This window comes from Psychroflexus sp. S27, from assembly GCF_002810405.1.
GTDB classification, from domain to species: Bacteria; Bacteroidota; Bacteroidia; order Flavobacteriales; family Flavobacteriaceae; genus Psychroflexus; species Psychroflexus halocasei_A.
Map to the genome: position 1 here is coordinate 174,399 of NZ_NEXQ01000020.1, position 24,816 is coordinate 199,214.

Annotated in this window: 25 protein-coding genes; 9 read left to right on the forward strand and 16 right to left on the reverse strand. The window is 34.7% G+C overall.

The window, feature by feature from the left end:
* Complete coding sequence (locus CAP47_RS04980) at positions 1-771, reverse strand: 3'-5' exonuclease (protein WP_100775647.1); 771 nt, start codon at positions 769-771, stop codon at positions 1-3.
* 156 nt (positions 772-927) lie between these two features.
* On the opposite strand from CAP47_RS04980, the gene CAP47_RS04985 reads away from it, so the two are divergent.
* Complete coding sequence (locus CAP47_RS04985; protein WP_100775648.1) at positions 928-1,353, forward strand: BLUF domain-containing protein; 426 nt, start codon at positions 928-930, stop codon at positions 1,351-1,353.
* Between the two features lie 62 nt (positions 1,354-1,415).
* Here CAP47_RS04985 and CAP47_RS04990 read toward each other — a convergent pair whose 3' ends face one another.
* Together CAP47_RS04990 and CAP47_RS04995 are read right to left on the reverse strand one after the other, a co-directional pair.
* On the reverse strand, positions 1,416-2,369 hold the full coding sequence (locus tag CAP47_RS04990) for a transketolase family protein (RefSeq protein WP_100775649.1): 954 nt from the start codon (positions 2,367-2,369) through the stop codon (positions 1,416-1,418).
* A gap of 22 nt (positions 2,370-2,391) precedes the next feature.
* Complete coding sequence (locus tag CAP47_RS04995) at positions 2,392-3,237, reverse strand: transketolase (RefSeq protein WP_093244448.1); 846 nt, start codon at positions 3,235-3,237, stop codon at positions 2,392-2,394.
* A 439-nt stretch (positions 3,238-3,676) separates the two neighbouring features.
* Here CAP47_RS04995 and tgt point away from each other — a divergent pair, with 439 nt between their 5' ends.
* The 5 genes from tgt to CAP47_RS05020 all read left to right on the forward strand — a co-directional run bounded on the left by tgt (position 3,677) and on the right by CAP47_RS05020 (position 9,895).
* Entirely contained in the window at positions 3,677-4,807 is a 1,131-nt protein-coding gene (gene tgt, locus CAP47_RS05000) for a tRNA guanosine(34) transglycosylase Tgt (protein ID WP_100775650.1), read from the forward strand.
* 4 nt (positions 4,808-4,811) lie between these two features.
* Positions 4,812-5,882: an LptF/LptG family permease gene (locus CAP47_RS05005; RefSeq protein ID WP_100775651.1), complete on the forward strand. Its 1,071-nt coding sequence runs from the start codon at positions 4,812-4,814 to the stop codon at positions 5,880-5,882.
* An 87-nt stretch (positions 5,883-5,969) separates the two neighbouring features.
* Positions 5,970-6,923 carry an acetyl-CoA carboxylase carboxyltransferase subunit alpha gene (locus tag CAP47_RS05010; protein WP_093244442.1) on the forward strand — a complete coding sequence of 318 codons (954 nt, stop codon included), beginning with the start codon at positions 5,970-5,972 and terminating at the stop codon, positions 6,921-6,923.
* Positions 6,924-7,085: 162 nt separating this feature from the next.
* Positions 7,086-8,624 (forward strand): replicative DNA helicase, encoded by a 1,539-nt coding sequence (gene dnaB, locus CAP47_RS05015; protein WP_093244441.1) that lies wholly within the window; start codon positions 7,086-7,088, stop codon positions 8,622-8,624.
* A 14-nt stretch (positions 8,625-8,638) separates the two neighbouring features.
* Complete coding sequence (locus CAP47_RS05020; RefSeq protein ID WP_100775652.1) at positions 8,639-9,895, forward strand: asparagine synthetase B; 1,257 nt, start codon at positions 8,639-8,641, stop codon at positions 9,893-9,895.
* On the opposite strand, the gene lptB is transcribed toward CAP47_RS05020, so the two are convergent.
* The 5 genes from lptB to CAP47_RS05045 are packed head-to-tail and all read right to left on the reverse strand — an operon-like array spanning position 9,892 to position 13,501.
* On the reverse strand, positions 9,892-10,647 hold the full coding sequence (lptB, locus tag CAP47_RS05025; RefSeq protein WP_093244440.1) for an LPS export ABC transporter ATP-binding protein: 756 nt from the start codon (positions 10,645-10,647) through the stop codon (positions 9,892-9,894). The genes CAP47_RS05020 and lptB overlap by 4 nt on opposite strands.
* A gap of 6 nt (positions 10,648-10,653) precedes the next feature.
* Entirely contained in the window at positions 10,654-11,322 is a 669-nt protein-coding gene (locus tag CAP47_RS05030) for a hypothetical protein (protein ID WP_153043490.1), read from the reverse strand.
* Entirely contained in the window at positions 11,315-11,674 is a 360-nt protein-coding gene (locus tag CAP47_RS05035; RefSeq protein ID WP_093244438.1) for a carboxymuconolactone decarboxylase family protein, read from the reverse strand. Before CAP47_RS05035 ends, CAP47_RS05030 begins: the two co-directional genes overlap by 8 nt.
* A 26-nt stretch (positions 11,675-11,700) precedes the next feature.
* Entirely contained in the window at positions 11,701-12,534 is an 834-nt protein-coding gene (gene tatC, locus CAP47_RS05040; protein WP_093244437.1) for a twin-arginine translocase subunit TatC, read from the reverse strand.
* A gap of 1 nt (position 12,535) precedes the next feature.
* Entirely contained in the window at positions 12,536-13,501 is a 966-nt protein-coding gene (locus CAP47_RS05045; protein WP_410523961.1) for an SIS domain-containing protein, read from the reverse strand.
* Between the two features lie 88 nt (positions 13,502-13,589).
* Here CAP47_RS05045 and recQ point away from each other — a divergent pair, with 88 nt between their 5' ends.
* Positions 13,590-15,773 carry a DNA helicase RecQ gene (gene recQ / locus CAP47_RS05050; protein ID WP_100775655.1) on the forward strand — a complete coding sequence of 728 codons (2,184 nt, stop codon included), beginning with the start codon at positions 13,590-13,592 and terminating at the stop codon, positions 15,771-15,773.
* Positions 15,774-15,849: 76 nt separating this feature from the next.
* Here recQ and ctlX read toward each other — a convergent pair whose 3' ends face one another.
* The 3 genes from ctlX to CAP47_RS05065 form a co-directional block, all read right to left on the reverse strand.
* Positions 15,850-16,779, reverse strand: coding sequence for a citrulline utilization hydrolase CtlX (ctlX, locus tag CAP47_RS05055; protein ID WP_100775656.1), 930 nt, complete (start codon positions 16,777-16,779; stop codon positions 15,850-15,852).
* A 3-nt stretch (positions 16,780-16,782) separates the two neighbouring features.
* Positions 16,783-17,697 carry a dimethylarginine dimethylaminohydrolase family protein gene (locus tag CAP47_RS05060; RefSeq protein ID WP_100775657.1) on the reverse strand — a complete coding sequence of 305 codons (915 nt, stop codon included), beginning with the start codon at positions 17,695-17,697 and terminating at the stop codon, positions 16,783-16,785.
* 139 nt (positions 17,698-17,836) lie between these two features.
* Positions 17,837-18,262 (reverse strand): organic hydroperoxide resistance protein, encoded by a 426-nt coding sequence (locus CAP47_RS05065; protein ID WP_100775658.1) that lies wholly within the window; start codon positions 18,260-18,262, stop codon positions 17,837-17,839.
* An 88-nt stretch (positions 18,263-18,350) separates the two neighbouring features.
* On the opposite strand from CAP47_RS05065, the gene meaB reads away from it, so the two are divergent.
* Positions 18,351-19,442: a methylmalonyl Co-A mutase-associated GTPase MeaB gene (gene meaB, locus CAP47_RS05070; RefSeq protein ID WP_100775659.1), complete on the forward strand. Its 1,092-nt coding sequence runs from the start codon at positions 18,351-18,353 to the stop codon at positions 19,440-19,442.
* Here meaB and CAP47_RS05075 read toward each other — a convergent pair.
* From CAP47_RS05075 to CAP47_RS05085, 3 genes are read right to left on the reverse strand one after another with little or no spacing between them, the layout of a single operon-like run.
* Complete coding sequence (locus tag CAP47_RS05075; protein ID WP_317042691.1) at positions 19,432-20,001, reverse strand: phosphatase PAP2 family protein; 570 nt, start codon at positions 19,999-20,001, stop codon at positions 19,432-19,434. The genes meaB and CAP47_RS05075 overlap by 11 nt on opposite strands.
* Positions 20,002-20,003: 2 nt before the next feature.
* Complete coding sequence (locus CAP47_RS05080) at positions 20,004-20,231, reverse strand: hypothetical protein (protein ID WP_093244429.1); 228 nt, start codon at positions 20,229-20,231, stop codon at positions 20,004-20,006.
* Positions 20,218-21,582, reverse strand: a complete 1,365-nt coding sequence (locus CAP47_RS05085) for an MATE family efflux transporter (RefSeq protein WP_100775661.1) — start codon at positions 21,580-21,582, stop codon at positions 20,218-20,220. Before CAP47_RS05085 ends, CAP47_RS05080 begins: the two co-directional genes overlap by 14 nt.
* 133 nt (positions 21,583-21,715) lie before the next feature.
* Between CAP47_RS05085 and CAP47_RS05090 the strand changes: the two genes are divergently transcribed.
* Entirely contained in the window at positions 21,716-22,300 is a 585-nt protein-coding gene (locus CAP47_RS05090; RefSeq protein ID WP_100775662.1) for a hypothetical protein, read from the forward strand.
* 33 nt (positions 22,301-22,333) lie between these two features.
* Here CAP47_RS05090 and CAP47_RS05095 read toward each other — a convergent pair whose 3' ends face one another.
* A complete protein-coding gene (locus CAP47_RS05095) occupies positions 22,334-23,491 on the reverse strand; it encodes a sigma-54-dependent transcriptional regulator (RefSeq protein ID WP_100775663.1) in 1,158 nt (385 codons plus the stop codon).
* A 204-nt stretch (positions 23,492-23,695) separates the two neighbouring features.
* The gene (gene dnaJ, locus CAP47_RS05100; RefSeq protein ID WP_100775664.1) at positions 23,696-24,811 is read right to left on the reverse strand and encodes a molecular chaperone DnaJ; all 1,116 of its coding nucleotides are present in this window, start codon (positions 24,809-24,811) and stop codon (positions 23,696-23,698) included.
* Positions 24,812-24,816: the final 5 nt, after the last annotated feature.

Consider the following 24,816-nt stretch of genomic DNA (forward strand, 5'->3'; position numbering starts at 1 on the left):
TTACTTGGTGGCTAATTTTCGGAGTTTAATTCTCGTTAAAACTTTTTTTGTATAAAGCGGAAAGTCGGCGTTTTGGATCCATCCAAAATAGCCTGGTTCTTTTTCTAAAACATCTTCAACTTTTTTACCTTTATGCTTTCCGAATGAAAAAACTTCTTCTCCTTTTTTATTATAAGTAATAAATCCGGCCAAATCAGCAAACTTTTTATGTGCACTAAATTCTGCTAACCATTTTGTATCATTTTCAAGATCATCATAAAAATCCAATTGAGATTTCAGAACTTCATAAGTTGCTAAAGTATCTGCTTCTGCTGAATGCGCGTTGGTTAAATCCTTTTGGCAATAGAATTTGTAAGCCGCTTCTAATGTTCTCTTTTCCTTTTTATGAAAGATTGTTTGTACATCGACAGCCTGAACTTTTTTAATATCAAAATCAATATCAGCTCGCATCATTTCTTCTGCTAAAAGCGGAATATCAAATCTGTTACTGTTATAGCCAGCGAGATCACATCCTTCGATAAGTTGATTCACTTTAGGAGCTAATTCTTTAAAAGTTGGCTCATTAACCACGTCTTCATCCTTTATGCCGTGCACAGCTGTTGTTTCTGGTGGAATCGGCATTTCAGGATTCACACGCCATGTGTAGCTTTCCTTATTTTGATTAGGGTGTATTTTTAAGATAGATATTTCAACAATTCTATCTTTTGCGATTTTAATCCCTGTCGTTTCTAAATCAAAAAAACATATAGGCCTGTGTAGCTTCAAATCCATAAAACAAATTTATTTACAAAGGTATCAATTAGAATTTATCAGATACTAAAAGCAATCTATTTTAGCGAGATTTTAAAACTCATACAATCGAATTAAGTGATTTAAAATGAACAATTCGAAAAAAAATTTTAATTTTACTGAAAACCAATAATTTAATTGAAATTGAAATTTGTTGCCTACATGAGTTTTCAAACGCAAATGATGACTCAAAAAGATGTTGAAGACTTCCTGTTATATATCCGTGAAAAGAACTCGCGTTTGGGGGTTACAGGTATCTTACTCTTAATACAAGGAAAATTTATTCAATACATTGAAGGCCCATCAACTAAAATTGACGAACTTTATAAAACAATCGAAAAAGATAAGAGGCATAAAGACATGATGCTACTTGACACTGGATCGATTAATGAGCAACAATTTAAGGATTGGTCAATGGCTTATCATGAGATAAGCGAAATGCGAGTAAAAGATGTCATGAAGAACAAAAATATCGACCTTAAAAAAATTTTTACGACTCAAAAAAAAGAGAACCACCCAGCTTTAGAGATTCTCTATAATTTCGTCAATACTTTGACAAAATAAAAACTGCTCCAAAATTAAATCAATTTTGAAGCAGCTCTTTATATCTTAACAGTTGGAAAGAATTATTTACGTTTAATCACTTTCTGTGCTTTCTCAACGATAGCTTTAGCATTTAAACCATATTTTTCCATTAATTGTGCAGGTGTTCCGCTTTCACCAAAAGTATCTTGCGTTGCCACAAATTCTTGAGGTGTAGGTTGATGCTCAACTAATGTGCGCGCAACGCTTTCGCCTAAACCACCTAAGAAGTTATGCTCTTCTGCCGTGACAATACATTTCGTTTTTGAAACAGAGTCCAAAATTGCTTTCTCATCTAATGGCTTAATTGTGTGAATGTTAATCACCTCAGCCGAAACTCCCTTTTCATTAAGTTCTTTTGCAGCCTCTAGCGCTTCCCAAACCAAATGACCTGTTGCAACAATTGTCACATCAGTTCCTTCAGTTAATTGCACAGCTTTACCGATTTCAAATTTCTGATCCTCAGGCGTAAAGTTTACCACTTTTGGACGACCAAATCTCAAATAAACTGGGCCATCATGCTCTGCAACTGCAAGCGTTGCAGCTTTCGTTTGGTTGTAGTCACAAGTATTGATGACTGTCATTCCTGGCAACATTTTCATCAAACCAATATCTTCTAAAATTTGGTGGGTTGCACCATCTTCACCTAAAGTTAAACCTGCGTGAGAGGCACAAATCTTGACATTTTTTCCTGAGTAAGCCACAGACTGACGAATTTGGTCATAAACACGACCTGTTGAGAAATTTGCAAAAGTTCCTGTAAAAGGAATTTTACCACCAATAGTCATTCCTGCAGCGATACCAATCATGTTGGCTTCTGCAATTCCGATTTGAAAAAAACGCTCTGGATGATTTTCTTTAAAAGCATCCATTTTTAAAGACCCAATTAAATCAGCACAAAGTGCAACAACATTTGGATTCTTTTTGCCTAGTTCTTCCAATCCAGCACCAAAGCCAGATCTTGTATCTACGTTACCTGTATTATTATAAGTTTTCATGAAATTCTTGTTTAAAAATTGCTTAGTAATCACCTAAAGTTTCTGGATTTTGCTCAAGAGCGGTTTTCAACTGCTCATCACTAGGTGCTTTACCATGCCAAGCGTGCGTTCCCATCATAAAATCGACACCGTTACCCATTTCAGTTTCCATTAAAATCACAACAGGTTTTCCTTTACCTGTTCTTGATTTCGCTTCATTTAAAGCAGATTTAATTGCATCGCAAGAATTTCCTTCTTTTAATTCAATCACATCCCAATCAAAAGCCTCAAACTTTGCTTTTAAACTTCCTAAAGGCAAGACATCATCAGTGGCACCGTCAATTTGTTTTTTATTATAATCGACAGTTGCGATAAGGTTATCCACCTTATTCCCAGCAGCATACATGATTGCTTCCCAGTTCTGACCTTCTTGCAACTCACCATCACCGTGTAATGTGTAAATCAACTTATCGTCATTGTTTAGTTTTTTAGCAGCAGCTGCTCCAATAGCAACAGATAAGCCTTGACCAAGAGAACCAGATGCAATTCTGATACCTGGCAAAGCTTCATGTGTTGTTGGATGACCTTGTAAGCGAGAATCTATTTTTCTAAAGGTGTTTAATTCATCAACTGGGAAAAAACCAGAACGCGCTAAAACACTATAAAAAACAGGAGAAATATGTCCGTTAGACAAGAAGAATAAATCTTCATTTTCACCATTCATTTTAAAATCTGTTGAGTAATCCATCACTTCTTGGTAAAGTACAGAAAAGAATTCTGCACAACCTAAAGAACCACCTGGGTGACCTGAATTCACTTGATGAACTTGTCTAAGAATATCACGTCTTACTTGCGTGACAAAATCTTGAAGTTGTTGTGTTGTTGACATTATTGTATAAAAAATTAAAGTTGCGCAAAAATAATGTTTTTAATTCAGATTATAAACTCAAGCTGGGGTGAAGTTGTTTTTGTGCTGAGTTTTCTATCAACTTTTCAGTATGGATTGAATTTATTGGCACAATATAAACGACCTCATAAAACCCAAGAACTTAATCCATCAAATTTGAATTAAATTGCACTTAAGTGTTAAAGAATATTATTTCAAATAATAAGCTTTTATTAATTTGATGTTTTAATCTCAAAATCTTCTCTTCTCTTAACTTTTTCAACCAGCAAAAAACATTATCATTTTTTGAATTAGTTTATTTCAACAGCACAACTTTTTTCACTTGAAATCACAAACTTTAAATAAATGACTTATACCCATTCTGTTTTTTGGTTTTAAATGAAATTGAGTTCATTATATTTGCCGTCTATTTAAGATTGATATGACATTTGAAAAATTAGCTGTAGATCCAAATTCAAAAGCCAGAGCTGGCAAAATCACAACAGATCACGGCACAATAGAAACACCTATTTTTATGCCTGTAGGCACAAGAGCCACTGTTAAAGGTGTTCACCAACGCGAGCTGAAAGAAGAAATAAATCCTGATATTATTTTAGGAAACACTTACCACCTTTACCTTCGACCAGGAACTGACATTCTGGAAAAAGCTGGAGGTTTACATAAATTCATGAATTGGGATCGCAATATCTTGACAGATAGTGGTGGTTTTCAAGTTTATTCGCTTTCAGCAAATCGAAAAATAAAAGAAAACGGTGTTAAATTTAAATCCCATATTGATGGTTCAACGCATTTATTTACACCAGAAGGTGTGATGGACATCCAAAGAAAAATTGGGGCTGACATCATCATGGCTTTTGATGAATGCACACCTTATCCTTGTGATTATCGTTATGCAAAACGCTCCATGCATATGACGCATCGTTGGCTTGATCGCTGTGTGAAACGCATTAATGAAACTGATCCGCTGTACGGCCACAATCAAACACTTTTCCCGATTGTACAAGGCAGCACTTATAAAGATTTGAGAGAGCAATCCGCTGAGTATATCGCTAATGTCGGTGCAGAAGGAAATGCAATTGGCGGCTTATCTGTCGGTGAGCCTGATGAAGAAATGTATGCGATGACAGATCATGTTAATTCGATTTTACCCGAAGATAAACCACGTTATTTAATGGGTGTTGGGACACCGATTAATCTTTTAGAAAACATCGCGCTTGGCGTTGATATGTTTGATTGCGTCATGCCTACAAGAAACGCTAGAAACGGAATGTTGTTTACTGCAAATGGCTTTATCAACATCAAAAACAAAAAGTGGGAAGACGATTTTTCTGCTATTGATGAAAATGCTTACACTTGGGTTGACACTGCTTATTCAAAAGCATATTTAAGACATTTATTTAGTGTGAAAGAACTTTTAGGCCTACAAATTGCATCAATACATAATTTAGGTTTTTATTTGTGGTTGATGAGAGAAGCGCGTCAAAAAATTATCGACGGAACTTTCAGAACTTGGAAAGACCAAATGGTAAAAAATATGAATACAAGACTCTAAGCTTTTGAAAATATTAGATTGGTACATACTTAAAAGATATCTCGGTACATTTGGTGTATTGATTCTGCTATTTATTCCTATCGGAATCGTTGTTGACTTATCAGAAAAAGTTGATGACATGATAGAGAATGAAGCACCACTTGATGCAATTTTGCTTTACTATCTTGATTTCACAATTTATTTTGCCAATCTACTCTTCCCTATCCTATTATTCTTATCCATTATTTGGTTCACCTCTAAACTAGCAAACAACACAGAGGTGATTGCATTTTTGAGTTCAGGGGTTTCATTTACAAGGTTTTTAAGACCTTACATTATTGGTGCAACTATTGTTTGTAGCGTCGCCTTACTTTTTAGCTTGTATTTATTTCCTAATGCGAGTGAAGGTTACAATGAATTTAAATATGCTTATCTTAAAAAAGGACGTGAAACGCGTATTACTAAAGATGTTTACACACAAATCAATGACAACGAATTCATTTATGCAACCAATTTTAGACCAGAAAATAAATCCGCTCAAAATTTCACTTTAGAACATTTTGAAGGAGAAGATCTTAAATTCAAAATAAGCGCAAGACGTATTAAGTTTAACGACTCCACTTACACTTTATCAAATTATTTAAGAAGAGATATCGGCGAAAGAGAAGATCAATTTGTTAGAAAATCATCTTATGATACAATCATGCCATTTGATATAGAAGCGCTAACGCCAGTTAATTACATCGCTGAAACTTTAGACTACAACGAACTCAATGAGTTTATAGAACAAGAAAAAAAGAAAGGTTCGGGATTAATCAACACTTATTTGGTTGTTGCTTATAAAAGATGGAGCATTCCTATTTCAGCGTTTATACTCACCATTATAGCTGTTTCTGTCTCCGCCATGAAGCGCCGAGGCGGTATGGGTGTTAATTTAGCGATAGGAATTGTGATTGCATTTGGCTATATTTTTATGGATAAAATTTTCGGAACAATCGCTGAGAAATCTACGTTTTCTCCTTTGCTAGCGGTCTGGTTTTCAAACATTGTCTTTAGCATTTTAGCCATTATTCTCTTACGAAAAGCCAAACGCTAATTAATAATTAAGCTTGAAAGCAAAAATTTTAGCTGAAGTTCGACACTGTTTTATATATTTGCTCATTGATTGATAAAAATCTAAATCATGGAATATTTAGAGTTTGAATTACCTATTAAAGAACTAGAAGAACAATACAAGAAAGCTTGTACAATTGGTGAAGACAGCGAAGTTGATGTCAGCAACACCTGTCAACAACTTGAGAAAAAGATCGAGGATAAAAAGAAAGAGATTTATAAAAATCTAACTGCTTGGCAACGTGTTCAGCTTTCAAGACATCCAAACAGACCTTACACCTTAGACTACATCAAGGCTTTATGTGGCGATACTTTTCTAGAACTTCACGGTGACAGAAATTATGGTGATGACAAAGCAATGATTGGCGGTTTAGGAAAAATCGGAAACCAATCTTACATGTTTATTGGTCAACAAAAAGGACATAACACCAAAACAAGACAATACCGTAATTTTGGTATGGCAAACCCTGAAGGTTACCGAAAAGCTTTGCGTTTAATGAAAAGCGCAGAGAAGTTTGGCATTCCTGTTGTCACTCTTATTGACACGCCAGGTGCTTTCCCAGGTCTAGAAGCTGAAGAAAGAGGTCAAGGTGAAGCCATTGCGAGAAACATTCTTGAAATGAGCCAATTGGAAACACCAATTATTTCAGTCATTATTGGTGAAGGTGCCAGTGGTGGCGCTTTAGGAATTGGCGTTGGTGATAAAATCTTAATGTTAGAAAACACATGGTATTCTGTTATTTCTCCTGAATCTTGCTCATCTATTTTATGGAGAAGCTGGGAGCATAAACAAACTGCGGCTGAGGCTTTAAAGTTGACAGCTAAAGACATGAAGAAACTTAAAATTATCGACCAAATCGTTAAAGAACCATTAGGTGGCGCTCATAAAGATCCTGAAAAGAACTTTAAAACGGTTGCAAATGCGATCACTAAAACTTACAATGAACTTAAGAAACTCACTAGTGAAGATTTAGTCAATGAGCGTATGAATAAATACATCAACATGGGTGTTTACAACGATTAATTATATTCATATTTACATAATTTATTAAAATCCGAACAACTTATTTTGTTCGGATTTTTTTAGCTATCAACACTTTATGAACAAATCGACTGTTCATAAGTCCCCTAACAAATTAACAATAAACCGAGGCTTTAAAAGCTGTATTTTCTTATTTTCGCTTTTATGGAACAAACACGAACAACACCACAAACCTTCAAGAAAAAATCAGAAGTGATTGAGATGCAACGCGGCAAAATACCACCTCAAGCTGTTGATCTTGAAGAAGTTGTCATTGGCGCAATGCTCATTGACAAAAAAGGTGTTGACGAAACAATTGATATCCTAAAACCTGAAGCATTTTATAAAGATGCTCACAAAAATATTTATGCAGCCATTCAAACTCTTTTTGAAAAAGGGGAAGCAATAGACTTATTAACAGTCGCTAACGAGCTTAAAAAAGAAAAAAAGTTGAAATCTAGTGGTGGCGAATATTATCTCATTCAGCTCACCCAAAAAGTTTCATCTTCAGCACATATTGAGTACCACTCAAGAATAATTTTACAGAAATATATTCAACGTAAATTAATTCATATTTCGAGTGAAATCATTGAAGAAGCTTTTGATGAAGCCACTGATGTTTTTGATTTACTTGACCATGCCGAATCTAAACTTTATGAAGTTACTCAAGGCAATATCAAGAAATCTTCAGAAACGGCGCAACAACTTGTTTTACAAGCAAAAAAAAGAATCGAAGAAATTTCAAATAAACAAGGTCTAAGTGGAATTCCTACTGGCTTTACCGACCTCGATAAACTTACTTCTGGTTGGCAACCTAGTGATTTAATTATTGTTGCTGCACGTCCTGGTATGGGTAAAACAGCATTAACCTTATCTATGGCAAGAAACATTGCTGTGGGTCAGGATATTCCTGTTGCATTTTTCTCACTTGAGATGTCATCCGTACAACTTATCACGAGGTTGATTTCCTCTGAAACTGAACTTTCTTCTGAAAAGTTAAGAACAGGAAATTTAGAGAAACATGAATGGGAGATGTTGAATGTCAAGGTAAAGTCACTTGAGAAAGCACCTTTATTTATTGATGATACACCTTCATTATCTATTTTTGATTTAAGGGCAAAAGCAAGACGACTTTCATCACAACATGGCATTAAACTGATTGTTATCGATTATTTGCAATTAATGACTGGTGGTGCAAGTGCAAAAAACGGTAACCGTGAGCAAGAGATTTCTACAATTTCAAGAAACTTAAAAGCTTTAGCAAAAGAATTAAGTGTTCCTGTGATCGCACTTTCTCAGTTATCTCGTGCTGTTGAAACAAGAGGCGGAAGTAAAAGACCTTTACTAAGTGACTTGAGAGAATCTGGTGCAATTGAGCAAGATGCGGATATTGTCTCATTTATCTTTAGACCTGAATATTACGATATTGATACCTGGGATGATGGCTCGGAAGAAAGCACAAAAGGTCAAGCCGAATTTATTATTGCAAAACACAGAAATGGTGGACTTGACAACATCAGACTGAAGTTTATTGGCCAACTTGGTAAGTTTGATAACTTAGATAACTTCGGTTCAGAGTTACACGAAATTAGCTCAAGTATGAATGATGATGATATTTCAACACAAAATTTACCTAAAGGTGAAGATGTTTTTGGACCATCTAGTCCAAATCTTCATGACGACGATGACGGTGTTCCTTTTTAATAAAAAGAAAACTTATGAAAACTAAGCTTTTTATTGTTTTGTTTTGTTTAACTCAATTCACATGGGCGAATTTTATTTTAATTCCTATGGATTATGAATCTCAAAGTCAGCATTTAAAAGCTTATGGTATCACTTATTGGTTGCTTGAAAAAAACACAAAAGTACAATGGTTGCTTAATCATCGGGGTGGCTCGTTTCTAACCACAGCATCAGATGAATTAAAAAGAGAATGCACAATTCGCGGTGTTGATTATGAGATACTTTCAACAAATGAAGCTGAAAACTTATTAAAAGAAATTGACAGCCCTTCACTAAACAAAAGTTCGATCACTTTAGAAAAAGCTCCTAAAATTGCAGTTTATACACCAAGCGGAAAAGCACCCTGGGACGACGCGGTGACGATGGTTTTGACTTATGCTGAAATTCCTTATGAGAAAATTTATGATAAGAATGTTTTAGAAGATGAACTCCTCCTCTACGATTGGCTTCACCTTCATCATGAAGATTTTACAGGACAATATGGTAAATTTTATAGAGCTTATCGTGCAAGACCTTGGTATATTGAACAAAAAAAAGACGCCGAAGCTTTAGCTAAATCTTTAGGTTTTGATAAAGTCTCAGAATCTAAACTTGCTGTTTCTAAAAAAATTCGTGATTATGTTGTCGGCGGCGGATTTATGTTTGCGATGTGTAGCGCGACTGATTCTTTTGACATCGCACTTTCTGCAGAAGGTGTAGATATTTGCGAACCCATGTTTGATGGTGATGCGAGCGAACCTGGCTATCAAAATAAGATTGATTACGAGAAGACATTTGCTTTTACAGATTTTATTCTTGAAAAAGATCCGATGGTTTACGAATATTCATCAATTGATATGACTGACAAAAGAAAGGTTCCTCAGGATAAAGATTACTTTACTTTAAGCGAATATTCAGCAAAATGGGATCCGATACCAACGATGCTTACACAAAACCATACAGCAATGGTTAAAGGTTTTATGGGACAAACAACAGCGTTTAATCCAAACCAGATTAAGTCTCACGTTTTGGTATTAGGAAAAAACAGAATCAATAATGAAGCACGTTATATTCATGGCATTAAAGGGAAAGGATTTTTCACTTTTTACGGTGGCCATGATCCAGAAGATTACAGACATATGGTTGGTGATCCCAAAACAGAGTTGAAGCTTCACCCAAAATCTGCTGGTTATAGGCTGATTTTAAATAATATTTTATTTCCTGCGGCAGAAAAAAAGAAAAAGAAAACTTAATCAAAAAGTTTCTTTTTACGTAATTCAAAGTTTTGTCCTAAATAAACTTTACGCACCATTTCATCTTCGGCTAATTCTTCAGGCACGCCATGCTTTAATATTCTACCTTCAAACATCAAGTAAGTATGATCGGTAATTGCAAGCGTTTCTTGAACATTATGATCTGTAATTAAAATACCGATATTTTTCTTTTTAAGTTGAGCAACAATCTTCTGGATATCCTCAACAGCAACGGGATCAACACCTGCAAAAGGTTCATCTAGTAAAATGAACTTAGGATCAGTAGCTAAAGCGCGTGCAATTTCAGTACGTCGACGCTCACCACCAGAAAGCAAATCACCTCTATTTGTTCGAATATGGTTTAGGCCAAACTCTTCAATTAGGCTTTCCATTTTTTCTTCTCGTTGTTTTTTATTCATTTTAGTCAGCTCCAAGACACTCATTATATTGTCTTCGATACTCAATTTTCTAAAAATAGAAGCTTCTTGTGCGAGATAGCCAATGCCGTTTTGAGCACGTTTGTACATTGGATACTTTGTAATATTCGTATCGTTCAGAAATATCTTCCCGCCATTTGGCTTGATCAGTCCAACAATCATATAGAAAGAAGTTGTTTTCCCTGCACCATTTGGTCCAAGCAAACCGACGATTTCTCCCTGACTCACTTCCAAAGAAACACCTTTCACGACGTTAACTCCTTTGTAAGATTTTATGATATTTTCTGCTCTTAAAGTTGCAACTGATTGATCCATTTTAAATTATTTTAATTTTTTGTGCGCATTGTTTTTACTGATAAACATTTCGATAACACCTATTAGAATCAGCAAGTAAGCAAACAATTCTATACCTTCTTGTGCTCCTGTTTTGAGTGGGTATACAAAATCTTCAAGAGAAATGATTTTTTCACCATTAGCCTCAGCAACACTTTTCATATAAATCGGTTCCATCAACCAATTCCATATTTTTTTACTTCCAAAAAGTCTTGAGAAAACATGTAATGTTAAAAACCCAATAATAAAAATTCCGAATCCGTAAGATTTTGATAGACTAAGAACATCTTTAATAAATGCTTTTCGTTTACTGATTATTAAATAAACAGTGGGTATAAACACAACAAGTGCTAAAATTTGCCATGCGTAATCGAATAGATTATAATTGAGCCAAAAATCAAACTCTCTTATGAAATGCACCATCAGCATGCCTGCCATGGCATAATTGAAAATTTTAAACTTTTGGAATCTCGTCGCAATTAATGAAAAAATAACAGCAAGAATCAAGAAAACTTCTTGAAAAATTTCAATCATCTCTTCCTCAAGAACTTGTCCATTGGCAAAATCTTGCTTGATGATTAGGGCAACTGAAAGCATTGCTAATGCATATAAGACAATTCTAACCGTTAAAGGCGTAAGCTTTTTATAATTATTCATTATTACCCAATTTTTCTTCCAAGGCATCCCAATATTCATAAGCTCTCCTCAAATGTGGAATAACAATTGTTCCGCCAACCAAAGTTCCTATACTCATGGCTTCAACAACTTCAACTTTTGTAAATCCAGCTTTATAGCTTGATTCTAAGTGGTATTTAACGCAGTCATCGCAGCGCAAAACCAATGAAGCTACTAAACCAAGAAGTTCTTTCGTTTTTTTATCTAATGCTCCTTCTGCAAAAGAGTTTGTGTCTAAGTTAAAAATTCTTTTAAGGACTTTGTTGTTATCCTTCAAAATTTTATCATTCATTCGTGCTCTGTACACATCGAATTCTTCTACTAAATCACTCATTCTAAATATCTAATTATAAATTTAACTTAAGCATTTTGACGCTCTCTTCTTTTCTGTCTTCTCACAACAATCCTTGAAATAAAAATACTGATTTCATAAAGAACTAATACAGGAATTGCCACGATCACTTGACTCGCGATATCTGGCGGAGTAATAACTGCCGAGATAATCAGGATAAATACAAGTGCATATTTACGATGTTTTCTTAAAAACTGAGGCGTGACTAGTCCTAATTTTGTCAGAAAATAAATAATGATTGGGAGTTCAAATATCAATCCGCAAGCTAATACAGACGCACGAACCAAACCGATATAAGAATCTAAATCAAAATCATTAAAGACTTCAGAGCTAATTGTATAATTTCCTAAAAAGTTGATAGATAAAGGTGTGATGACGTAATAACCGAATAAAACACCTATGAAAAATAAAAATGAAGAAAAAACAATAAACAAACGTGCGTATTTCTGTTCATTCATACTTAAAGCTGGCTTTAAGAAAGACCAAAACTGATAAATCACATAAGGGAATGCAATAATGAAACCTGCAGTTATGGATGTCCAGATATGCGCACTGAACTGCCCAGCGACTTTTCGACTTTGAATTCGAAAAGGAAGCTCATCAAAACAGAAACTTTTTTCGAAACCTAAGGTTCTAGAGAATTGACACAAAACATCATAAGTTACAAAGCTAGCATCTTTGGGTGCAAACAAAATTCCAAAAGTGATATCCTTTAAAACAAAAGCGACAGCTCCACCTAATAGTATTGCTAAAACAGAACGAACTAAATGCCATCTTAAATCCTCAAGATGATCCATAAATGACATATTTGCTGGATCTTTTTTGCGTTTTTTCTTTGCCATTTTATATAATTCCTTCTTTTACTAGATTATGGATATGCACCACGCCAGCGTATTTTCCATTTTCCTCAGATATCACTTGAGAGATATCATTGGTTTCCAAGATTTCCATCGCATCAATCGCCATCGCATCATTTGAAATAGTTTTAGGATTTTTACTCATAATATCTTTCGCTTTCAGCTGAGAGACATCAGTGTTATTTTTGAGCATTCTCCTCAAATCACCATCTGTGATGATTCCAACAATTTTATCATCTTCTATCACAGCAGCAACACCAAGCATCTTTTCAGAGATTTCAATGATAATATCTCTTAAACTTGCATCGATAGAAACTTGTGGTTTTTGATTATGCTTTGTCACATCGCTAACACGGAGATACAGTGCTTTCCCTAAAGCTCCACCTGGATGATATCTAGCAAAATCAGAACTTGAAAAGCCTCTCAAATTCAATAAAGCTATTGCCAAAGCATCACCCATCACCAATTGAGCAGTTGTGCTGGTTGTCGGTGCCAAATTATTTGGACAAGCTTCTTTCTCTACATGTGTATCCAATACAAAGTTTGCTTCTTCAGCTAAAAATGATTTAAGATTTCCAGTAATGGCAATTAAAGTATTTCCGAAGCTTTGGATAAAAGGAACCAAAACCTTTATTTCTGGTGTTGTGCCGCTTTTAGAAATACAAATAACAACATCATCTTTTTGAATATTTCCTAAATCGCCATGAATTGCATCAGCGGCATGCATATATATAGAAGGTGTTCCAGTTGAGTTAAGCGTTGCCACAATTTTCTGAGCGATAATTGCACTCTTTCCAACACCAGTAATCACAACACGTCCTGAAGAGTTAAAGATAACATCAACCGCTTTTTCAAAATCAATATTAATAGATTCTACTAAAGATGAAATCGCTTTTGCTTGCAACTGAATTGTTTCCTTTGCTAAAGTTTGTATCTTTGATTGAGACATAATTAAATTTTATTGACGCATTTGTCGTTCTTGATTTTATACGTATCTTTAAAGATGCAAATGTAATTAAAACGTAATATAATCTACTAAATTGGCACAATACAATTTACACAAAGAACTAAAAAAGTATTTTGGATTTAACGAATTCAAAGGACTACAAGAAGAGGTCATCAAGAGTATTGTAAACGACAAAGATTCATTTGTCATTATGCCCACTGGAGGCGGAAAATCTCTTTGTTATCAACTCCCTGCATTGATTAAAGAAGGAACGGCCATCGTTGTTTCTCCATTAATCGCTTTAATGAAAAACCAAGTTGACACATTACGTGGTATTTCTGACAATCCTGGTGTAGCGCATGTTCTTAACTCTTCGCTTAATAAAACTCAAGTCAAACAAGTTAAATCAGATATTTCTAACGGCATCACTAAACTTCTTTATGTTGCGCCAGAATCTTTAACAAAAGAAGAGTATGTCGATTTTTTAAAATCAGAAACAATCTCGTTTTTAGCAATTGATGAAGCGCATTGTATCTCTGAGTGGGGACATGATTTTAGACCTGAGTACAGAAATTTAAAGAAAATTATCGGAAGGATTGGAGACAATATTCCTATTATAGGCTTAACAGCAACAGCGACACCTAAAGTTCAAGAAGATATCTTGAAAAATTTAGGTATCACAGATGCTAACACATTTAAAGCCTCTTTTAATAGACCAAACCTTTATTATGAAATAAGGCCAAAAACATCTCAAGTTGATTCTGAAATCATCAAATTTGTTAAGAAGAATCAAGGTAAAAGTGGAATTATTTATTGTTTAAGCCGGAAACGTGTTGCCGAATTAGCACAAACTCTTCAAGTCAATGGCATCAAAGCCATTCCTTACCATGCTGGTTTAGATTCAAAAACCAGAAATAAGCATCAAGACATGTTCTTGATGGAAGACATTGATGTTGTTGTTGCAACAATCGCTTTTGGAATGGGAATTGACAAACCTGATGTCAGATTCGTTATACATAATGACATTCCTAAAAGTATAGAAAGTTACTATCAAGAAACTGGTCGGGCTGGCCGTGATGGTGGTGAAGGACATTGTTTAGCTTTTTACAATTATAAAGATGTTGAGAAGTTAGAAAAATTCATGAGTGGTAAACCTATCGCTGAGCAAGAAATAGGTCACGCTTTACTTCAAGAAGTTGTCGCTTTTGCTGAAAGTTCCGTTTCTAGACGTAAATATATTCTTCATTATTTTGGTGAAGAGTTTGACACTGAAACTGGCGCTGGTGGTGATATGGATGATAATGTAAGATATCCAAAAAAGAAAGTAGAAGCTAAAGATGAAGTAGTTCTTTTACTCAATACCATCAAAGAAACAAAAGGTATTTATAAATCTAAAGATGTCGTTTCTACCTTGACAGGAAACGTCAATGCCTTAATCAAATCTCACAGAACAAACGAACTGCCAATTTTTGGTCAAGGAAAAAATAAAGATAGTAATTACTGGAAAGCACTTCTCAGACAAGTTATTGTCAATGGAATGCTTCGCAAAGATATCGAAAGTTATGGTGTTGTAAAATTAACAGATCAAGGCCGTTCATTTCTTGAAAAACCTGAATCATTTATGATGACGGAAGACCATACTTATTATGAAGATGTTGCTCAACCTAAAAACAATAAAGTTGCCGTAAGCGATGAACAGCTACTAAAAATTTTAAAGGACCTCCGTAAAAAAGTAGCCAAGAAAAAAGACGTTCCTCCATTTGTTGTTTTTCAAGATCCTTCTCTAGAAGATATGGCTTTAAAATATCCGATTACTCTAGAAGAAATGGCTAATATTCATGGTGTTGGAGAAGGGAAAGCTAAAAAATATGGGCGAGAGTTTGTTAAATTAATCGCTGATTATGTTGAAGAAAATGATATTTTCAGACCAGATGATTTAGTCGTCAAAACCACAGGATCAAATAGTAAGAGCAAACTCTATATTATTCAAAACGTTGATCGTAAGCTTCCGCTTCCAGATATTGCTTCATCAAAAGGAATGGAAATGAATGAGTTTATTCAAAAGATGGAAGCCATTGTTTATAGCGGTACAAAATTAAATATCACTTATTGGGTTGATGAAATTTTAGATGAAGATCAACAAGAAGAAATTCATGAATATTTCTTAGACGCGTCAACTGACAAGATCGACGAAGCTTTAGAGGAGTTTGATGGCGATTATGACGAAGAAGAATTACGCCTTTACAGAATTAAATTCATCAGCGATATCGCTAATTAGATATAAAAAACTGTCTTGAAAACAACACTATCATTTTGAAATGATATGTAATTAGTTTTCAAGACAGTTTTTATTTTTAAGCTTTCGGATTAAAAATCTCAGCTAACATACAGCGAGCGCTGCCTCCTCCATGAGTTTCTATGGTATGGAGATCAGCGTATAAAATTTTAGAAGTTCTTTCTATTGTTTTAATCTGTGCTTCAGTCAAAGATTTAAAAGCACTTTCACTCATCACCAAATACTTATCCTTATCGCCTTGAACTTGCAACATGTTTCCTGCAAACTGATGCATTTGATCTTCTGTGATGTCAATGATTTCTTTACCATCTTGCTTTAAAGCTTTAATCACAGTCTTTTTTTCTTTTTTATCATCTATACTTGCTAAGCAAACGATAGCAAATTCTTCTGCTAAGCACATCATCACATTTGTGTGGTAAATTGGTAAACGTTGATCGTTAACCGTTTGATAGGCTTTAAATAAAACAGGAGTAAATTCAAAATCTTCACAAAACTCAATACATAAATCCTCATGCGCACGAGGAGAAAGCGCACAATATGCTTTCTGATTTGCACGATCTAAAATCAAGTTGCCAGTCCCTTCAAGAAAAACACCTTCATCTTCAGCAGATGTATAATCTACAATATTTTTAATTTGAAAACCATCTTTTTCAATAGCCTCAATAATTTCTTGACGACGTTCAGGACGTCTATTTTCAGCAAACATTGGATATAGCGCGATGTCACCATTTTGATGAAAAGAAATCCAATTATTAGGAAAAATTGAATCGGGAATATTTAGATTTTTGTCATCATCTACAACAATAACATGAACACCAACGGCTCTTAATTTATCAACAAAGTTATCAAATTCTTCTTGGGCTCTAATATTAATCGTCGCCTCTAAATCTGATGTTTTCTTCTGGAAATAATTGTTAACGGCTGTCTGTTCATTCATTCGGAATGCAACAGGTCGAATCATTAAAATTGAATTCGTGATTTGTTTCATATATTAATTTCTTATAAGTGGAAGTGTTGAGCATCTCAACAAACCTTCCTGTTTAGCAATTTCTCTATAGTTAACTTCTTCAACAGTAATGTCATGCGATCTCAACCAGTCATTTAAACGCGTGAAATGCGCATCTGAAATAACAACATCAGGCGCAATAGAAAAAACATTACTCGTCATATCATACATCTCATCTTTGGTAATTTCAAAAACATTCTCAGCACTAAAATAATCAACTAACCATTGGTATTCTTCTTCTTCAAGAAATCCATTTCGATGAATAATCGCTTTATCCTTTCCGATAGGCTGAAAACAACAGTCTAAGTGCAAAGCATTATTTTTAGGATCTTCATTATCCTTCCTTAAATTAAATGACTTAACTTTTTTATTGGGAAATTCATCTTGAAGCGCTTTAACAGCAACAGGATTTGTTCTTGCTGTGATATAATCAGAATAATCTTTACCGCGGTATGTTCCTACAAAAATATAATCGCCATGCGGCATAACATCTCCACCTTCAATATGACAATGTTCTGGTAATTCTATAATTTTATCTTGATCTATTTTTTCTAGAACATAATTAATCGCTTCGATTTCTTGATCGCGATCAGGAAGTATATTTGCTTTCACAAATTTGTCTTCAATTACAAAACCTATATCGCGGCTAAAGATTTGATTATAATCTTCAATCATTTCAGGTCTGTAAACATCAATATCGTATTTCTTAAAAATTTCAGCAACAGCCTCCATTTCTTTAACCATATCCTCATTTCTAGGATAAGTTCCATTTTTGATATGCAACTTTGATTTAGGATCATAAGCATCTTCAAGTTTTGGTTGGTCACCAGATGATTTTGCAGTTCCTAAAACAACGGCTTTTAATCGTGAAGTTTCGTCTTGTATATTTAGTTTTAACATCGTCAAAAATTTAGATTGCAAAGGTAATAAACCTAAATGTGATTCCCTTTATTTTAAATGATAAGTCCTGTTTAGTCATTCTCAAGCAAAAAAAATCCTCAACTTAAATTGAGGATTTTTATAGAGATATTTTTATACTTTATTGATCAAGTAAAAGATTTAAAGTGACATCTATATTGTCGCGAGTTGCGCGAGAGAATGGACAAATTACATGTGCCTCATTCATCAACTTCTCTCCCGTTTCAACAGAATCAGCTCCTGGAATATAAGCGTCGATGACAGCAGCTAGCTGAAAGTTATCTTCTTCAGTTTTACCAATACTTATATGTGCTTTCACTTTAAAATCACCAAGTTTTTGATTTAATTTTTCAGCAGCAGCTTCTAAAGCGCTACCATAACAAGCCGAGTATGCAGATGCAAAAAGTTGCTCAGGGTTGACACCATCGCCTTTACCACCCATTTCTTTAGGCATGGCAACATTCATATCAATAGGTCCATCTTCTGTTTTTACATGTCCTTTTCTTCCACCAGTTGCGGTGGCTTTAGCTGTGTATAGAGTATTCATAAGATATATTTTTATTTTAAATAAATGTAACATAGTTTTGTAAGCTTAGCGAAGATAACTTGCTAAATTTGTATTAAATATTATCGAATTGGCAGCAAAACAAACACATTCAACAGCTTTAGGAAATCGAGAAAATTCAGCATGCGAAAATTTGAGTCAAAAATCTGCTGAAAGGATTAAAAAACTAAGACGTCAGAAAGTTGATATAAAGAAACTGTCTAACGAATTATTAAACTCAAACTTAACAGCTTTAAGTCAGGCCATTACTTTGGTTGAAAGTCAAAGTAATAGACATGAGGATAGCGTTAAAAAACTGATAGAGAATTGCTTACCTCATGCAGGGAACTCAATTAGAATAGGAATCACAGGTGTACCCGGAGTTGGCAAAAGCACGTTTATTGAAAGTTTTGGCATGCATTTGATTACACAAGGTCATAAAGTTGCTGTCCTTGCTGTTGACCCCTCAAGTTCAATATCTGGTGGAAGTATTCTCGGTGATAAAACACGCATGGAGAAATTAGTTCAATCACCGCATTCTTATATCAGACCCACTGCTTCTGGGACTTCTCTCGGTGGTGTTTCCAGAAAAACACGTGAGAGCATAGCTTTATGTGAGGCTGCTGGTTTTGATATTATTCTTATAGAAACAGTTGGTGTTGGTCAAAGCGAGACTTTGGTTCACAGTATGACGGACTTTTTCCTTTTACTCAAACTTGCTGGTGCAGGTGATGAACTTCAAGGGATTAAAAGAGGAATTATTGAAATGGCCGATGCCATTGTTATCAACAAAGCTGATGGTAACAATATTGATCAAGCGAAAAGTGCAAAATTAGAGTTTAACAGAGCGCTTCAGTTATATCCTCCAAAATCAAATGATTGGAAACCGAAAGTTCTTTTAGCCAGCGGACTCAAGCATCAAGGCATTGATAAAATCTGGGAGTTAATCGAGCGATTTGTCAAACAAACAAAAAGCAATCAGTCTTTTGATGATAACAGAGCTCAACAAGCGAAATATTGGTTGACGCAGAGCATAGGGGAAAATCTAAAAAAAGACTTTTATTCACATTCAGAAATCAAAATTGCTTTGAAAAAAGAATTATTAAAAATTGACCAGAAAAAAACGACAGCTTTTGAAGCAGCAGAGAATTTACTTAAACTCTACAAAAAAACTAAGCTTTAGTCAGATTCATCTTCTTTCTAGCCCAAACATTGAGTTTATAAAAAAGCGTACCGATAATTGTTCCAAAAAGTGCGCCGACAATAATATCTCCAGGATAATGCACGCCAACATAAATGCGACTATAAGCAATAACAAAACCCCAAATTAAAAGAAAGGTAAAGATATATTTGACTTTATTTTTCAGCAGATTTCCTATAAAAAATACAACTGCAAAAGAGCTGACAGCATGTCCTGAAAAGAAGCCAAAATCACCACAGCGTTTTGCAACAAAACGGGCTTGCATCATAAAATCTTCGTTGCAAGGTCTTGGACGCATAATCGTGTCTTTGAAAAGATTTGACAATTGATCTGTTACTGTTATCATCAAAGCAACAGTAATCATAATTGTTCCTAAACCTTTTAAACCATAATGCTTGTAGCACAAAAACAAAAAGACAGCGTAAAGCGGGTAAGAAGTTTCTTTTTCTGTGATAAAAACCCAAAAAACATCCCAAGTACGAGACCCAAGATTATTGAGGTATAAAAAGAGTTGGTGATCTAATTCAACAAGCGTATGCATGATTAATCTTGGTATCTATCAACTTCGCGATCGTAAAATTCAGAAGCTTCTTTGATTAAATTATTTGTCTCTTCAATAAAATCATCTTGATTATCAGCGTTAATATCTTCAAGCCATTCGATTTCATCATCTTTTAAATCAATAATAAATCTAGGATATTCCGTGTGAATGATAAAAATTGATTCAGGTAAATCAGTGTTGTCACCAAGTATAAATCTAGGTAGTTTCATAAGCTTTTTTTAATTTTTCTTTCTTAGGATGAGTCAAATTATTGAAACGAATATACAATAATATTGCAGAAACTGTAAGGCCGGCCAATAGACCAAACCATATTCCTGCACTTCCATAATATTCTTCTTGCCCAAAATAAATAGAAATCGGGAAGCCGATTAACCAATACGCTACAAAGCAGATTATGGTTGGTATTTTTACATCTTGCATTCCACGTAAAGCTCCTAAAAATGCAACTTGCAAACCGTCACTTAATTGAAACAATGCTGCGACAACAAGTAGTTGAGCTGCTAAATTAATGACCTGCTGATCATCTATATAAAGCGTTGGCAAGAAAGATTTCAAAAGAATAAAAGCAACTGTAAATACAGCAGAAATTAAAAAGGTTTGTAGGTAAATCGAATTTGCAATACGTCTTAAATTGATATAATCTTTTTTTCCTTTTTGATTAGCAACACGTATTGTGGCTGTCACACCTAAACCTGTTGCTACCATAAAAGTCATCGAAACCAGGTTGAGTGCAATTTGATTTGCAGCTTGTGCATTTGTTCCTATTGTTCCCGCTAATATAACCGATGCGGTAAAAATTCCGCCCTCAAACAACATTTGCAAAGCGGTTGGGAAACCAAGACTTAATAATTTTTTGAAGGTTTCTTTTTTTAGAGAACGCTTCATCAAAACAAAATAAGGTTTGAGTTTAGATTTATTTTTGAGAATAAAGTAAAGCATGACCATCATAAATACACGCGATAATAAAGTTCCAATCGCTGCTCCTTCCAGTTCTAATCTCGGGAAAAACCATATCCCATAAATCAGTAGATAGTTGAATATAACATTTATAACATTTGCAGCAATTGTTGCGTACATGGCATATTTTGTCATTGATAAACCGTCGGCAAATTGTTTTAATCCCTGAAATATCATCATAGGAATCATGGAGATAGCGACAATATTTATATAAGGAATCGCTAAATCAACAACTTCTGCAGGTTGATCTAAATAATATAAAACAGGTCTTGCAACAATGAGAAATAGAAATAAGAGTATGCCGTTAACTCCACACATGACCATACCATGCTGAAAAAAAGACCTCCCTTTTACAATATCACCTTCACCATCAGCTTCAGCAACTAAAGGTGTAATTGCAAAACTAAATCCCAATCCAATCAGCAAAGCAAAAAAGATCATGGTATTCCCTAATGAAACCGCAGCAAGCTGTGCTGCACCTAACCTCCCGATCATAACATTGTCAACAAAGCCGACAAGAACGTGGCCGAGTTGGCCTAGCATTACAGGCAAAGCAAGATTAAGGTTTTGCTTAAATTCTTTTGTATAAATTGATATATTCAAAGCTATTTTTTTCAGGCTGCAAAAGTAAGACTTGTCTTTGAGAAATAAGCCAAATCATCAAAATTTAAGTTTTAAGCATTAATAGTTTTTTTTGAATTAGAGTTAAAGTAAATTTGTCATAAATTTTTTAAAGTTGAACAAAGAACGAATCATTTCAAACGTCGCTAAGCTTTTGCAAGAAATCCCTACTTCAATGGAAATTGTAAAAGACGACCATAAAAAAGAACAACGTTTTCAATACCTGGCTAAACATATGGTTGAGAAAGCCATCAAAAGAGATGCTCTACTCACCTGTGATGATGATAGCGGAATCGCTATTTTCTTTAAAGAAGATGGCACATCTGAAGGGTTTTGGTACGAAATGATTAACGATATCAAGCTTGCCTTAAATGTCACAGGCATCAAAAAAGGTTTAAAAGCTTTAAAAAATCAAAAGTTCATCCGTAAACAAAGACCAAATAAAGGTGCTTATCTTTATTGTTGGTTTTGGGGAGTTTTACCAGATTCTAGAGGCTTGACCGATAAGAAAACGCCTTATAAAATGAAGGACCAGATGTTTGAAATTGCAAAGAAAGAGCAATTACCAATCTATGCTGAAACTAGATTAAGAAGGGTTTCTGTTGCCTATAGAAGATATGGTTTTGAACTTCTTAAAGAATGGGAACACCCAAGCGGAGACACGATGTACTTTTTAAAATATGATCCGACTAAACATTAATTCTTGAAAACAGTCGTAAAAGATTAGCTTCATTTAAAAGTAGAGTTTCATATCTTCTTCATCGATTTTTTGTTTCCCAAGAATCATTAAGCGTTCTATCACATTTCTTAATTCTCTGATATTTCCTGGCCAATCATGTGCTATGAGAATGTCAAGAGCTTTACCTGATATCGCTTTTGTTTTCACACCTTGCTGTTTAGCTATAGATTCCAAGAAATAATTTACCAATAATGGAATATCGCTTTTTCTATCCTTAAGTGCAGGCACATTAATTAAAATCACTGCTAATCGATGGTATAAATCTTCTCTGAAAAGAGATTGTTTTATCTCAGTTTTTAAATCTTTGTTCGTGGCGGCAATAACGCGAACATCAACCTTGATATCTTTATCGCTACCTACTCGCTGAATTTTATGTTCTTGCAAAGCTCTCAGTACTTTGGCTTGGGCTTTCAAACTCATGTCTCCAATTTCATCTAAGAAAAGTGTTCCTCCATCAGCAGCTTCAAATTTTCCAGCGCGATCTTTATTGGCCGAAGTAAAAGCGCCTTTAACATGACCGAACAACTCACTTTCAATAAGTTCAGAAGGAATTGCAGCACAATTGACTTCTATAAATGGCTTTTTTGAACGGTCACTCTGTTCGTGTAACCAATTTGCTACCAATTCTTTCCCAGTACCATTTTGACCTGTGATAAGAACGCGAGCATCTGTTGGTGCAACTTTAGCAATAATTGTTTTAATCTGGTCAATCTCCTCTGACTCACCAACCATCTTAAACTTCTTACTGACTTTTTTCCTTAATTTTTTATTTTCTTGATGTAAATCATTATGAGATAATGCAATTCGGATTGTATTTAATAAGCGATTTAAATCAGGTGGTTTAGAAATATAATCGAAAGCTCCCATTTTCATGGTTTCAACAGCAGTTTCTATGTCGCCATGACCAGAAATCATAATCATAGGAAGATCGATTTCTTGTTCTTTGACATAACTCAAAACTTCAACGCCATCTTTTTTTGGCATTTTGATATCACATAAAACTGTATCTAACTTTTCAGACTCAATTATCTTAATAGCTTCCTGGCCATCTTTAGCTTCAAATATTTCAAATTTAGAATCTTCTTCCGTTAAAATATTTTTCAAAACTCTTCTGATGCTTGCTTCGTCTTCTGCTATTAAAATCTTCGCCATATTTTGTGTTTTAAATCAAAAATTAATTGAATTGACAATATAAGAAAAAATATGAGCTAAAGTTTAAAGAAAGATAAGAGCAGGTATAAAATACAAAACCCATCCGACGAATCGAATGGGAAAAAAATTGCTATGAAAAAGAAAACGTCACTACGAGTTAGGAAGTGACGTTCAAATATATAAAAATTTGTTAATATTTAATGATTATGAAAACATATCTTTCACTTTTTCGAAAAATGATTTATCAGATTTCTCTGGACTTGGTTCAAAATTTGAATCCTCCATATTCTTTTCAAAGAATTGCTTCTGTTCTTTTGATAAAGTTTTTGGCGTCCAAACATTAACATGCACAAGTAAATCACCTGTTCCATATCTGTTTAAGCTAGGTAAACCTTTATGACGCAGTCTCAAAATCTTTCCACTTTGTGTACCTGGTTCAATCTTGATACGAACTTTTCCATTCACTGTAGAAATTTCTGTGCTTGCACCTAAAGCAGCTTCTGGAAAACTCACATATAAATCATAATGTAAATTATTTCCATCTCTCTTCAATTTCTCGTGTTCTTCAACCTCAATCAGCACAAGCAAATCACCACTGATGCCTTCGCCTGCAGGTTCATTTCCTTTGCCAGAAACTTTCAGCTGCATACCATCTTCAACACCTCCAGGTATTTTAATGGAAACAAGTTCTTGCTCCATTTTTAATCCACTAGCGTCTGTCCCTTTACCTTTTTTGTCAAGCATTTTACCAGTTCCGCTACAATTTGAACAAGGTGCAGAAGTCTGCATACGCCCTAAAATTGTGTTTTGGATCTTTGTCACTTGACCAGAGCCATTACAAGATGAACAAGTTTTGTAGGTGGTATCAGCAGGTTTCTTTTTACGAGAGACTTTAATTTTCTTTTCGACGCCAGAAGCAACTTCTTCTAATGTCAACTTGACACGAATACGCAGGTTACCGCCTTTGGCTTGTCTGCGACCGCCGCCGCCAAAACCGCCGAAGCCGCCAAAACCTCCGCCGCCTCCGCCGAAGATATCGCCAAACTGGCTAAAGATGTCGTCCATGTTCATGCCGCCACCGCCAAAGCCGCCAGATCCATCAAATGCACCATGACCGAATTGATTATACTTTTGACGTTTTTCTTGATTCCCAAGTATTTCATAAGCTTCGGCTGCTTTCTTAAACATGTCCTCAGCTTTAGAATCGTCAGGGTTTTTATCTGGATGATATTTTATGGCAAGTTTTCGATATGCTTTTTTAATTTCGGCTTGAGAAGCATCTTTAGAAACGCCTAATATATCGTAATAATCTTCTTTCATAAATG

Excerpts from the sequence above, each read along its gene's own strand:
- tgt (WP_100775650.1), top strand. The coding sequence starts at position 3,677 with ATGACATTTGAAAAATTAGCTGTAGATCCAAATTCAAAAGCCAGAGCT.
- CAP47_RS05030 (WP_153043490.1), bottom strand. The coding sequence starts at position 11,322 with ATGAATAATTATAAAAAGCTTACGCCTTTAACGGTTAGAATTGTCTTA.
- CAP47_RS04980 (WP_100775647.1), bottom strand. The coding sequence starts at position 771 with ATGGATTTGAAGCTACACAGGCCTATATGTTTTTTTGATTTAGAAACG.
- dnaJ (WP_100775664.1), bottom strand. The coding sequence starts at position 24,811 with ATGAAAGAAGATTATTACGATATATTAGGCGTTTCTAAAGATGCTTCT.
- CAP47_RS05060 (WP_100775657.1), bottom strand. The coding sequence starts at position 17,697 with ATGTTAAAACTAAATATACAAGACGAAACTTCACGATTAAAAGCCGTT.
- dnaB (WP_093244441.1), top strand. The coding sequence starts at position 7,086 with ATGGAACAAACACGAACAACACCACAAACCTTCAAGAAAAAATCAGAA.
- CAP47_RS04995 (WP_093244448.1), bottom strand. The coding sequence starts at position 3,237 with ATGTCAACAACACAACAACTTCAAGATTTTGTCACGCAAGTAAGACGT.
- tatC (WP_093244437.1), bottom strand. The coding sequence starts at position 12,534 with ATGGCAAAGAAAAAACGCAAAAAAGATCCAGCAAATATGTCATTTATG.
- CAP47_RS05035 (WP_093244438.1), bottom strand. The coding sequence starts at position 11,674 with ATGAGTGATTTAGTAGAAGAATTCGATGTGTACAGAGCACGAATGAAT.
- CAP47_RS05080 (WP_093244429.1), bottom strand. The coding sequence starts at position 20,231 with ATGAAACTACCTAGATTTATACTTGGTGACAACACTGATTTACCTGAA.
- CAP47_RS05010 (WP_093244442.1), top strand. The coding sequence starts at position 5,970 with ATGGAATATTTAGAGTTTGAATTACCTATTAAAGAACTAGAAGAACAA.
- CAP47_RS05075 (WP_317042691.1), bottom strand. The coding sequence starts at position 20,001 with ATGCATACGCTTGTTGAATTAGATCACCAACTCTTTTTATACCTCAAT.
- CAP47_RS04990 (WP_100775649.1), bottom strand. The coding sequence starts at position 2,369 with ATGAAAACTTATAATAATACAGGTAACGTAGATACAAGATCTGGCTTT.
- CAP47_RS05020 (WP_100775652.1), top strand. The coding sequence starts at position 8,639 with ATGAAAACTAAGCTTTTTATTGTTTTGTTTTGTTTAACTCAATTCACA.
- CAP47_RS05095 (WP_100775663.1), bottom strand. The coding sequence starts at position 23,491 with ATGGCGAAGATTTTAATAGCAGAAGACGAAGCAAGCATCAGAAGAGTT.
- lptB (WP_093244440.1), bottom strand. The coding sequence starts at position 10,647 with ATGGATCAATCAGTTGCAACTTTAAGAGCAGAAAATATCATAAAATCT.
- CAP47_RS05065 (WP_100775658.1), bottom strand. The coding sequence starts at position 18,262 with ATGAATACTCTATACACAGCTAAAGCCACCGCAACTGGTGGAAGAAAA.
- ctlX (WP_100775656.1), bottom strand. The coding sequence starts at position 16,779 with ATGAAACAAATCACGAATTCAATTTTAATGATTCGACCTGTTGCATTC.